Source organism: Agromyces mariniharenae, assembly GCF_008122505.1.
GTDB classification, from domain to species: Bacteria; Actinomycetota; Actinomycetes; order Actinomycetales; family Microbacteriaceae; genus Agromyces; species Agromyces mariniharenae.
On sequence record NZ_VSSB01000001.1, the window covers coordinates 1,001,381 to 1,013,178 of the forward strand.

Below are 11,798 nucleotides of genomic sequence, written 5' to 3' on the forward strand. Positions count from 1 at the left end.
CCCCGCCCGTTCGAGCCGGTGCGGCTACCCCTTCGTCGACCCCGCCAGGAGGCCGCGCACGAAGTAGCGCTGCAGGCTGAAGAACACGATCAGCGGGATGACGATCGAGATGAACGCCGAGGCCGTCAGGAGCTGCCAGTCCTGGCCTCTCGTGCCGACCAGCTCCGCCAATCGTTGGGTCAGTGGCGCGACGTCCTGCGTGCCGCCCGAGAAGATCAGGGCGACCAGCAGGTCGTTCCACACCCAGATGAACTGGAAGATCGCGAACGACGCGAGCGCCGGGGTGGCGAGCGGCAGCACGATGCGGAAGAAGATCTGGCCGTGCGTCGCTCCGTCGACCCGCGCCGCCTCGATCACGTCGGCCGGGATCTCCGCGATGAAGTTGTGGAGCAGGAAGATCGCGAGCGGAAGTGCGAACATCGCGTGCGCGAGCCACACCGGGGCGTAGTTCTGCTCGGGGATGATCGGGATCACGTCGTGCAGCCACGCCTGCAACGGTCGGAGCCAGGTCGAGAAGATCTGCAGCAGTGGCACGAGGGCCATCTGCAGCGGCACGATCTGGAGCGCGAACACGAAGATGAACAGCCAGTTCACCCACTTGAATCTGATCCAGGCGAAGGCATACGCCGCCATCGACGCGAAGACGAGCGGGATGATCGTGCCGAGCAGCGCGATCGCGATCGAGTTCACGATGTACGCGCCGAGCTGCGGCGACGACGATGACGTCGAGAACAGCACGCCCGCGTAGTTGTCGAGCGTGAGGCCGGGATTCGCGAAGTACGTCCACCACCCGGTCGTTCGGATGAGCTCCGCCGGCCGGAACGACGACAGGAACAGGCCGAATGTCGGGATCGTCCAGAGGATGGCGATGACGAGCGACGCGATCGTCGCCGTGCGCGACGTCAGGCGCTTCTTGACGCGAGCGGTCTTGGTCTCACCGTAGGTGGCCTCCTCGACCTGCTCGAGCGAACCGAGGTCCTTGCCGACGGGGAGGTCCGCCGGGGCGACGCTGCTCATCGGATCTCCCTCTGCTTGCGAAGCACGTTGACGTTGTAGATGACGATCGGCAGGACCAGCACGAACAGGATGAGCGCGAGCGCCGACCCTCGTCCGATCTCGCTGGCACGGAACGCCTGCGTGTACATCTCGTTCGCGATGACGCTGGTGTTGAAGTTTCCGGCGGTCATCGTGCGGACGATATCGAAGACCTTCAGGGTGGCGATGGAGATCGTCGTGACGACCACCACCAGGGCTCCTCGGATGCCCGGCACCGTGACGTTCATGAACCGCTGCCACGCATTCGTGCCGTCGAGCTGCGCCGCCTCGATCTGCTCGGTCGGCACGCCCTTGATCGCAGCGCTCAACAGGACCATGGCGAACCCGGTCTGGATCCAGATCATCACGACGATGAGGAGGAACGTGTTGATCGGGTCGGTCTGCAGCCACTGCACGGGTTCACCGCCGAAGGCGACGACGATGGCGTTGAGGAGGCCGATCTGCTCGCGATCGCCCGACCGGTACTCGTAGACGAAGCGCCAGATCACGCCCGCGCCCACGAAGGAGATCGCGATCGGCATGAACAGCACGACCTTGTAGTACTTCTCGCCGCGGGACCGGTCGATGAAGACGGCGTAGGCGAGGCCGATCGCCGTGGCGATGGTCGGCACGAACAGCACCCAGATGATCGTGTTGATGAGCGTGCGGATGGCGGCCGGCTGCGTGAACGTCCAGATGAAGTTGTCGAGGCTCCAGGCGCCGCTCGCGTCCTGGAACGCGAGGACGCTGGTGCGAATCGCCGGGTACACGAGTCCGATGGCGAGGAACAGCATCGCCGGGGCGAGGAAGCCCGCCAGCTGCCAGTAGTCGCGGCCCTTCTTCGGGGCCTTGTCGATGAAGAAGATGAGGAGGCCGACGACCGCCGCGAAGATCGCGAGGCCCATCACCACCTGCAGGAGCTTGCCGAGCAGATCGGCCGTGGTCATCGTGCCTCCCGGGTTCGTCGTTGAAGCTGGGGTGCCGAGGGGCGGGGTGTCGACCCCGCCCCTCGATCATGCCGCGCCTTCGGCTCTCGCCATGCGCGACGCGCGGACGGTCAGCTGGCCGGCCAGCTGGCCTCGATGGTGTCGAGGACCTGCGTGGTGCTCTCGCCGCCGACCCAGGCCACGATGCCCTTCCAGAAGGAGTCGGCACCGACGGCACCGGGCATCAGGTCGGATCCGTCGAAGCGGAACGTCGTCTCGGGATCCTGCAGGATCTCGATGGACTGCACGAGCAGCTCGCTCGATGCGTTCTCGGGGTCGACGCCCTTGTTCGCGCTGATGACGCCGCCGAGGCTCACGCGGTTGTTCGCCCACGTGTCGCTCGACAGGTACGAGCGGAACGCCTCGACCTCCTCCGCCTCGCGGAAGGCCACGACGATCTCGCCGCCGCCGGTGACCGACAGCGGGTCATCGGCGTTCACCGGCGGGAGCAGGAAGCCGAACACCGACCCGTCGGAGGCCACGGTGTTCTCGTCGCCGCCCTCGGGGTTCCAGAAGGTCTCGTAGAACGAGGCCTGGTGGTGCAGTGAGCACGCGCCGTCGAGGATGGGGAGCCCGGCCGTCTGGAACGCCTCGGTGACCAGCGTCGAGACGTCGCCGATGCCGCCGTTGACCATGTCCTCGTTCTTCAGGTACTCGCCGACCGCGTCGAAGGCCTCTGCGACCTGCGGGTCGTTGAACGGGATCTCGTGGTTCACCCACTGGTCGTACACGTCGGCGCCGTGCAGGCGCAGCATGTAGTCCTCGACCCAGTCGGTGCCGGGCCAGCCGGTGGCGTCACCGGACTCCAGGCCCACGCACCACGGCTTGTGGTCGCCCTCGGCCGCGATGGTCTCGGAGAGCTCGGTGAGCTCGTCGAGGGTCTTGGGGATCTCGTAGCCCTTCTCCTCGAACTCCGCAGGCGAGTACCAGACGTAGCCCTTGATGCTCGCCATGAGCGGGGCACCGTAGAACGTGTCCTCGTAGGTGCCGTACGCCTTCCAGTCCTCGGACCAGAACTCGTCGGCGTTCGCCTCGACCGGCTCGGATGCCGGGATGAGCCAGCCGCCCGCCGCGAGGCGGTTCATCAGGCCCGGCTGCGGCACGAAGCCGACGTCGGGCGCGTTGCCGCCCTCGGCGAGCACCGCGATCTGGGCCTCGAACTCGCTCGAGCCCTGGTACTCGACCGAGATGCCGGTGCAGGTCTCGAAGTCGGCCCAGGATTCGTTCAGCCGGTCGGCCTCGAGGTCGAGGATGGTGCCGCCGACCGTGACCTCGGCGCCGTCGAACGTGCCGTACGCCTCGTAGTCGGCGCAGTCGACGTCTGCCGCCTCCTCGTTCGCGATGTCGCCGGTACATGCCGTGAGCGCCAGGCCGACCGCCGCGGCCGCCACGACGGGGACCGCCCAGCGGCGATGCCGTGTGAGTCTCATGTCTTCTCCTCATTGAGTGTGGTGCAGGCAGGGGACCGGGAACCGGTTCCAGCCTCCACGGTATGGCACGGGGGCGATTCCTCACAAGACACCCGAGGTCACGGTTCGGACACCGAGGCCGATCGGCGGGGAACGGGTGGGAGAGCGCTCCCACGTCGGCATGCCGGGCGGCGCCGACACGCGGATGCCGCATCAGGAAACGGTTCCACATTCGCTCCCGCGAGCACTACACTCTGCATCGGAGCAGCCCGACGGAGGGAGGCGGCGATGGCGGCCATCGGCGACGTCGCACGGCTCGCGGGCGTCTCCAAGGCCACCGCCTCGCGCGCGCTCTCGGGCGGCGGCTACGTCGCCGACGACACCCGGCGCAGGGTCGAGGCCGCGGCGAAGGAGATCGGCTACATCGCCTCGCCCGATGCCGCGAGCCTCGTCACCGGGCGCACGAAGAACGTCGGCGTCATCATCCCCTTCGTGAACCGGTGGTTCTTCGGCGAGGTGCTCGAGGGCATCGAGCGCGCCCTCCTCTCGGCGGGGTACGACCTCACGCTCTACAACCTCTCGGAGCCCGGCCCCGACCGGGCGCGCGTCTTCGACTTCTTCCTCGCCCGCAAGCGCGTCGACGCCGTCATCGCGGTCGGCGTCGACCTCGACGAGCACGAGGTCGCGGCGCTCGAGAAGCGGGAGAAGCCGCTCGTGGCGCTCGGCGGCAGCGGCGGCGCCGACGCGCGCCTCTCGGTCGACGATCGCGCCGTGGGCCAGCTCGCGACCGAGCACCTGCTGCACCTCGGCCACACCCGCATCGCGCACCTCGCCGGCGTGGGGGCGGGCGACCTGCCCATGAGCGTGCAGGGGCAGCGGCGCCAGGGGTTCCTCGACGCGCTCGCCGCCGCCGGGATCCCACCCGAGCACCGGGCGGTCATCGTCGAGGCGGACGTGAGCCTTCCGGGCGGCTACACGGGCGCGCTGCAGCTGCTGGGCCACCCGGGCGCCCGCCCGACCGCCCTCTTCGCGGCATCCGATGAGATGGCCATCGGCGCGATCCGCGCGGCCGAGAAGCTCGGCATCGACGTGCCGGGCGACCTCTCGATCATCGGCGTCGACGGGCACGAGTACGCCGAGATGTTCGAACTCACGACGATCGAGCAGTACCCGGGCGAGCAGGGCCGGCTCGCCGTCGACGTCGTGATGGCGCTGCTGCTCGACGAGGGCGCGGCCGATCCGCTGCCCGACTCGGGTGCGCCGCTGCCCACCCGGCTCGTCGTGCGGGCGACCACGAGCGCGCCGCGCTGAGCCGAGCGGCAGGGCATCCGAGCAGGGCCGAGCGGATGCCGCAGGCCGCTCGGCTATGTAACGAATGGGGAGCAGTGCAGGTCGTGGGCGCGGCGATGTGGCGGAGATCGGCCGGTCAGCGCCATCATGAGGCTGAGCTCCAGCGAGCCGCGCCGGGGCGTGAGATCCCGTCGATGCAAGGAGTCATCGTGACCGACGTCACCGCCGACAGCGCACAGGTGCCGCTGGACGCTCCGCTCCGCGGAGCGACCTTCGGACAGGCGTTCAGTCGATTCTTCAAGAAGTACGCGACCTTCCATGGCCGTGCGAGCCGCAGCGAGTTCTGGTGGTGGTTCCTCGCGAACGCCATCATCGGCGGCGTGCTCTACGGCATCACGTACACCATGGGCAACCCCATGATGGTCAACGAGAACGGCGTGCCCACGCCGGTCTGGAGCGTCGCGTTCGTGCCCTACACGCTGTGGGTGCTCGCGACCTTCATCCCGTGGCTGGCACTCTCGTGGCGCCGCCTGCACGATACGAACCGCTCGGGCGCCTGGTGGTTCATCGGGATCGTCCCGTTCGTCGGCGGCATCATCCTGCTCATCCTCTTCCTGCTGGAGCCGAAGCCCGAGGGCGCTCGGTTCGATCGCTGAGGCGCGACGTGGAGGCTCAGCCGCGAGGCTGGGCCTCCACGATCGGTTGCAGCACCAGCTCCGCGAACCGCTCCCCCATGAGGCGTTGCACGTCGGGGCCCGGGTGGAGGTTGTCGGGCAGCGGCATCGTCGCGGCATCCGTCGCACCGTAGAGCTCGAGCCCGTCGAGGTACGCCAGGTTCGGGTCGTGGGCGGAGCGGCGTGCGACGATCTCGGCGAGCGCGGTGCGGATCGCGCGGAGCGAGAGCCTGCCGGCGGCCACGTCGTCGACCGAGCCGCCCGCGATCGACCACTCCTCCGTGCGCGTCGGGTCCTGTACGGTCGGGCCGGCCGCCGATTCCACGGGTTCGCACCAGATCGGCGAGACCACCACGATCGGCACGGTCGGATGCCCCTCCCGCAGCGTGTCGAGGAATCCGTCCACTGCGGGCCGGAACGCCCGCATGCGCATGACGTCGCCGTTCACGAGGTTGATGCCGACCTTCAGGCTGATCACGTCGGCCGGACGGTCGCGCATCGTCCGTGCGGTGAACGGATCGAGCATGGCGCTCCCCGAGAACGCGAGGTTGGTCAACTCGACCCCGGTCGCGAGGGCGGCCACCGCCGGCCACGTGCCGGTCGGCGCATCCGCGCGGTAGCCGTGGCTGATGGAGCTGCCGTGGTGCAGCCAGCGCACGGTCGGGCGCTCGAGGGGCGGGGACACCGGGGCATCCGCCCGAAGTGCGAGGACCTCGATCGCGTCGGTGAACGGCAGCCAGAGCTCGTACTCCGTCTCGACGGGCGGCAGCCCCGCGAACCGCACGGTGGACGGCGGCCCGTACACCACGAGGCCGCGCGGATCGTCGAACGAGAAGAGGTACCGCGAGCCGGCGACGGCGCCGGCCTCGGCGACCACGGCGCCGCCGGACGTCAGCTCGTAGCGGCTCGCCGGCAGCTCGGATGCCTCGTCGGGCGCCATCCGGCGTGCGGAGACCTCCAGCTCGAGCCCCGTGGCGGCCGTGCGGAAGGCGAGCCGCACGCCCGAGCTCTCGGCCGAGGTCTGGCGCATGAATGGATCGGGCACCTGCACGCGGGCCCAGGCCGGAAGGCGGTGGGGCCGGAGTCCCCCGGCCGTCCGCTCGATCTCGACCGCACCGCGCACCGCGATCCGGGAGAGGTCGACCTCGCTCAGCCCGCCGGAGCTCATGCCCGGTCGACGACCCGGCCGTCGGCGTGCACGTCGACGAGGCGGTCGCCGACGCGGAGCCCGCGGAGCACCGCATCGGGATCGAGTGCAGCGACGCATCCGTGCACCTCGCCCAGGCCGACGACGCCGGGCGCCGCGCCGAACAGGGACTCGATCACCAGCGCGACGTAGGCACCCGACGACGAGCACGCCCAGTCGTTGATGTACGGGAGCTGCGGCGGGGCCTTGCGTGCGCCGCCGCTGAGGAGCGGCTGTGCCTCGGCGACGAAGTGCGCCTGCCCGGGAGGGCCCTGGTTGGCGCTGCGGGCGAGGCCGGGCAGCCAGTCGAGTGCGACCTCCGGCTCGCCCAGCGCGACGAGCGCCCGAGCGGCATCGGCCGGCCAAGCCGCGTACGCGCCGTTCCACTGGTGGTCGGGGCGCACGCTGTACGAGGCGTCGGGATCCCAGGGCGAGAGCGCGCGGAGCCACTCGGGCGTCTGCAGCTCTCGCCGGAAGAAGTCGACCATCTCCCGACGGGTCCGCTCGTCGAGGTCCTCGGGGATCGACGTCCCGACGATGTTGAAGTCGTAGCAGTGGCGCACCGGCAGCCTGGTGCCGTCGGGTTGGCCCGCCGCGAAGAATCCCTCGCCCGGCAGGTACAGCTCCATGACCGCCTCGACGAGCTCGTCTGCCTCCGCACGCAGCTCGGCCGCGGCATCCGTATCGCCGCGCGACTCGAGGAGGTCGGCGGTCACGCGCAGGTTCCACACGTTCGCGGCGTTGAAGCTCGCGACCTCGTGGGTGTACGAGCTCACGCACTCGAGCAGGTTCTCGATCTCGCCGTAGTCGGCGAGCTTCGATGCCCGCCGCAGGCCCTGCCAGGCGCGCGCCCAGAACCGCAGGTGGTCGAGCACGCTGCGGCCGTCGCCGAACTCCTCGTCGAGGAAGCCGTCGTCTCCCGTGAAGCGGACGTAGTCGCGCACGAGCCGGGTCATCGCGTAGTCGTTCACCGAGTACCACTGGCCGACGGGGCCGCCGGTGAGCGACGACGTGCCGAACAGCGTGTGCGTATCGCTCGTGATCCAGTGCGCGAGCTGGCGCCGCATCGCCTCGGGGTCGAGGAGCGCGTGGGTCACCGAGCTCAGGCTGAAGTCCCAGAGGAAGGTCGTCGTCGCCCAGTAGTTCGGCATCAGCGTGTCGTAGCTGCGGCCGAGCACGTTGCCCTCGTAGTCGCGACGGAAGTAGAGGATGCCCAGGATGCCCCACCAGTAGAGACGGGACAACGCCTCGGACGAGGTCTCGAGCACGGGCAGGTGGCCCGAGAACTCGCGGTTCCCCGGCGTCACGGCCGCCTCGAGCTGCGTGTTCCAGTACTGCTCGGATGCCTCGACCGCCCCCTCCACGTCGTCGACCACGGCGTCGTACGCCTCGACCGCGGCCTCGCGGGTCCTGCCGACGGCGTGCACGTAGCCGAAGCGTCGCTCGGCGCCCGCCGGAACGTCCAGCACCACCGTGACGTCGCCGCCCCGGCCCATGCCGCCGATGCCGACCATGAACTCCTCGGACGCCGGCGCGACGCCGCTCAGGCGGGCGATCGCCGGGAGGTCGACGCCCTGCACGCTCCACGCGGTCCCGGCGTCGTCGGCGAACACGAGCCGCGATCCGTCGACGGATGCCTCGTTCTTCGCGCTCGGCGACTCGGGCGCATTCCACGCGTCATCACCGCGGACCACGCGGGCGGCGAGCGAGAGCATGACCTCGACCGCGCGGCGCTCTGCGCCGGTGTTGCGCACCCGCATGTCGATCGCGACCGCGGTGCGGCCGGGCACGACCACGGTCGTGGTCTCGAGCACGAGGCCGGGCAGCTCCGTCCGACGCACCACTCGGTCGGGACGCCATTCGTGCGTGATCGGCGCACCGTACGACTTCAGGATGCGGCCGTCGATGAAGCACACCGCCGTGGTGGCGAGCCCCTGCGACACGGGCGGGAACTGGACGCCGGTCACCGAGGTCAGGTCGTGGTCGACCCGCACCGTGCCGAGGTGATTCGTCAGGCCGGAGGGCGCGACCATGTCGTCGAAGTGGTGCGTGACCGGATCGGCGGCCAGGTGGTCGACCGTGGGGATGTGGGACGTGCGGGTGAACACGGGCGGACTCCTAGTACTGGCCGAGGGCGAGGCCGCGGGCGAAGAACTTCTGGGTGAACAGGAACAGCACGACCGTCGGCAGCGACACGAGCACCGCCGCGGCGAGCACGGTCGACATCTGCGCACCGCCGTAGGTGCTCTGCATGCCCGCCAGCGTCGTCACGATCGGCCGGACGTCGTCGGACTGGCTGAGCGTGAGGCCGAGCAGCAGGTCGTTCCAGATGAACGTCGCCTGGAGGATGAAGATCGCCACCAGCGCGCTGGAGGCCATCGGCAGGTAGATCCGCGAGAAGATCCGCCAGGTGCTCGCGCCGTCGAGCACCGACGCCTCGAACACGTTGTGCGCGACGCCGGTGAAGAAGTTGCGCATGACGAACGCGGAGAACGGGATCGAGATCGCGGTGTACACGATGATCATGCCGACCTGGGTGTCGTACAGGCCGACCCGCGAGTACGCGTCGAAGAGCGGCAGCAGCACCATCTGCAGCGGGAAGACAGTGCCGCCGAAGATCACGACGAACCAGAGGAACCCGTGCTTGAGCCGGAGCGCGACGATCGCGAAGCCGGCCGCGGCGCCGACCACGACCGCGATGATCGGCGAGACCACCGCGTAGGTCAGCGTGCTCACGACGCTGTCGCTCAGGCCGGAGAGCTGCATCGCGTCGGCGATGTTGGCGAACAGGGAGAAGTCGGTCGGGATCCACGCCTCGGTGGAGGTGAAGGTGGCCGGCGACTTGCTCGCGTTGATCACGAGGAGGTAGACGGGGAGCAGCCAGACCACCCCGAGGACGACGAGGACGGTGGTGCGGAGGATTCTCGACATGGGCTACATCTCGTGCTTCTTGGAGAGCTGCTGGCGGAGGTAGAGCACCGAGGCGAGCAGCGTGACGATCGAGAGGAAGACGGCGATCGCGGACCCGAGCCCGTAGTCGCTGTTGACGAACGTCTCGCGATACATGGTGAGCGCGAGCGTCTCGGATGCCCGGCCGGGGCCGCCCTTCGTCATCGAGAGCACGATGTCGAAGGTCTTCAGGCTGGCGACGATCGAGAGCCCGACGACCACCGCGGTGAGCGGTCGGAGCATCGGCCAGAGGATGCTCGTGAAGAGGCGGACGCCCGTGGCGCCGTCGACGCGGGCCGCCTCGAGCGGCTCCTTCGGAATGGACTGGAGCCCGATCGTGAACAGGAGGGCGTTCACGCCGACGCCCTGCCAGGCGGCCGCGATGATCATCACGAAGGTGTTCAACGGGGCATCCACGAGCCAGCGGGGCGGATCGGTGATGCCGATCACCGCGAGGGCCTGGTCGAGGGCTCCGTTGCTCGAGAGGATGAACGACCAGATGACGCCGACGCCGATGCCCGAGACGGCGTACGGGATGAGGAACGGCAGTCGGAGCCAGATGCCGCCGGGCAGGTTCCACGTCAGCAGGGCGAGCGCGAGGCCGATGCCGACCGGGATGAGCAGCGTGCCGCCCACCCACAGCAGGGTGTTCATGAGCGACCCGACGAACGAGGGGTCCGTGAACATCTCGACGTAGTTGTCGAGCCCGACGAACTCGGGGTCTCCGAGGCCGTTGTACTCGGTGAAGCTGAGGAACGTCGTCCAGAGCAGGGGCAGGTAGAGCAGGACGGCCACCAGCAGCACGCCCGGGGCGATGAACCCCCGTGCAGCCCCCTGGTAGGGCGTCTTCCGGCGCCGGGCGGGGTGGTGCGGGGCCTCGGCGAGGCCCCGCACCTCCTGCTCCCGCTCGGGCGTCTGCAGGATGGCCATCATCGAACTACTTCTGGTCGGCCCAGTACGTGTCCGCCTCGGCCTGGATGGCCTCGAGGAACGGCATGGGGTCACCGGGGTTGGCGTTGAACGCGCCGAACTGCTCGAGCGCGACGGTGAGGATGGGCGTGGGCGTCGCCTCGAAGTATCGCGTGAACAGCGAGTGCTCGCCGTCGGCGACCGTGGTGCCGAGCTCGGAGAGCATCGGGTCCGCGACGGTGGCCTTCGGGTTGAAGGCGACGTCGCCGCGGGCGGCGTTCCACGCGGTCTGCGCGTCGGCCGACATCCACCACTCGGAGTAGGCGAGGCCGAGGTCCTTCTGCTTCGAGTTCTCGGCGACGCAGAGCGGGCCGGACTCCACCGAGACCGGCGTCGTGCCGAGGTCGCCGTTCACCGCGGGGATCACGAACATGTCGTAGTCCTCACCCGAGACCATGCCGGCGCCGTCGAGCGAGCCGTTGAAGAACGATCCGAAGTTGATCATCGCGAAGTCGCCCTGCTTCAGGCCGACCGCGGGGTCGACCGTGCTGCCGGCGTCGCTGAACCAGCCCTTCTCCTGCTCGTCGAGCCAGATGTTCATGATGTCGACGATCTCGGGGTCGGTGTACTTCACGTCACCCGTCGAGAGGCCCTTGTACAGCTCGGGGTCGGTGCCCGCGACGAGCTGCTGGAACCACTGGAAGGTGAACAGCGTGCTCGTCTGGTAGTACGGCGTGACGCCGGCGTCCTTGAGCTTCGCCGCCGCCGCGTCGAGCTCCTTCCAGGTCGTCGGCTCCTCGATGCCCTGCTCCTCGAAGATCTTCTTGTTGTAGTACATGACCCAGTAGGCGATGTTCATGGGCACGCAGTACTGCTTGTCGTCGATCGTGTACTCGTCGCGCAGGCCCTCGGTCGCCCAGCCCTCGTCGATGGCTGTGTCCCAGAGGTCGGTGGTCTCCGCGACGAGGCCCTCGTCCACGAGCTGCTCGAGCGAGTCACCGGTGTGCCAGGTGAACAGGCCCGGGCTCTTGTCGGTGCGGAACGACTGCTTGATGAACGCGTCGTACTGCTGGGCGTCCGAGTAGCCCGTCGTGTTGAGGGTGATGTCGACTGCCTCTTCGCTCGTGGCGTTCAGCTCGTCGAAGTCGGGCTCCCACGCCGCCTTGTCGGTGTAGAAATCGAGCGCGCCCGTCGTGGCGCCCGCCTCGGCGCCGCCGTTCCCGCTGCCCGAGCAGCCGGTCAGCAGCATCGTGGTCGCGGCGAGCGCGGCGACGCCGGCTCCGACCATCCGTCGTGACTTCACTGGAACTCCCTTGTCCTGAGATTTGGTATCGTTACCAACCCCCGCGCAAAAATATCA

The 11,798-nt window shown here is 69.0% G+C and carries 10 protein-coding genes; 2 read left to right on the plus strand and 8 right to left on the minus strand.

What is annotated here, in order from left to right; genetic code table 11:
* Nucleotides 1–24: 24 nt before the first annotated feature.
* From FYC51_RS04605 to FYC51_RS04615, 3 genes are all read right to left on the minus strand, one after another.
* Nucleotides 25–1,017, minus strand: coding sequence for a carbohydrate ABC transporter permease (locus FYC51_RS04605; protein ID WP_148732472.1), 993 nt, complete (start codon nt 1,015–1,017; stop codon nt 25–27).
* Nucleotides 1,014–1,982, minus strand: a complete 969-nt coding sequence (locus tag FYC51_RS04610; protein WP_148732473.1) for a carbohydrate ABC transporter permease — start codon at nt 1,980–1,982, stop codon at nt 1,014–1,016. The genes FYC51_RS04605 and FYC51_RS04610 overlap by 4 nt, the downstream gene beginning before the upstream one ends.
* A 110-nt stretch (nt 1,983–2,092) precedes the next feature.
* Entirely contained in the window at nt 2,093–3,451 is a 1,359-nt protein-coding gene (locus FYC51_RS04615; RefSeq protein WP_148732474.1) for an ABC transporter substrate-binding protein, read from the minus strand.
* Nucleotides 3,452–3,718: 267 nt separating this feature from the next.
* On the opposite strand from FYC51_RS04615, the gene FYC51_RS04620 reads away from it, so the two are divergent.
* Together FYC51_RS04620 and FYC51_RS04625 are read left to right on the plus strand one after the other, a co-directional pair.
* Nucleotides 3,719–4,741 carry a LacI family DNA-binding transcriptional regulator gene (locus tag FYC51_RS04620; protein WP_148732475.1) on the plus strand — a complete coding sequence of 341 codons (1,023 nt, stop codon included), beginning with the start codon at nt 3,719–3,721 and terminating at the stop codon, nt 4,739–4,741.
* A gap of 188 nt (nt 4,742–4,929) precedes the next feature.
* A complete protein-coding gene (locus tag FYC51_RS04625; protein WP_238476214.1) occupies nt 4,930–5,376 on the plus strand; it encodes a DUF805 domain-containing protein in 447 nt (148 codons plus the stop codon).
* Between the two features lie 16 nt (nt 5,377–5,392).
* Here FYC51_RS04625 and FYC51_RS04630 read toward each other — a convergent pair whose 3' ends face one another.
* The 5 genes from FYC51_RS04630 to FYC51_RS04650 are packed head-to-tail and all read right to left on the minus strand — an operon-like array spanning nt 5,393 to nt 11,741.
* Nucleotides 5,393–6,562, minus strand: a complete 1,170-nt coding sequence (locus FYC51_RS04630; protein WP_148732477.1) for a GDSL-type esterase/lipase family protein — start codon at nt 6,560–6,562, stop codon at nt 5,393–5,395.
* Entirely contained in the window at nt 6,559–8,688 is a 2,130-nt protein-coding gene (locus FYC51_RS04635; protein WP_222863200.1) for a hypothetical protein, read from the minus strand. The genes FYC51_RS04630 and FYC51_RS04635 overlap by 4 nt, the downstream gene beginning before the upstream one ends.
* 10 nt (nt 8,689–8,698) lie before the next feature.
* Nucleotides 8,699–9,511, minus strand: a complete 813-nt coding sequence (locus FYC51_RS04640; RefSeq protein ID WP_148732478.1) for a carbohydrate ABC transporter permease — start codon at nt 9,509–9,511, stop codon at nt 8,699–8,701.
* A 3-nt stretch (nt 9,512–9,514) separates the two neighbouring features.
* The gene (locus FYC51_RS04645; protein WP_148732479.1) at nt 9,515–10,462 is read right to left on the minus strand and encodes a carbohydrate ABC transporter permease; all 948 of its coding nucleotides are present in this window, start codon (nt 10,460–10,462) and stop codon (nt 9,515–9,517) included.
* A gap of 4 nt (nt 10,463–10,466) precedes the next feature.
* Nucleotides 10,467–11,741 (minus strand): ABC transporter substrate-binding protein, encoded by a 1,275-nt coding sequence (locus FYC51_RS04650; RefSeq protein WP_238476215.1) that lies wholly within the window; start codon nt 11,739–11,741, stop codon nt 10,467–10,469.
* Nucleotides 11,742–11,798: the final 57 nt, after the last annotated feature.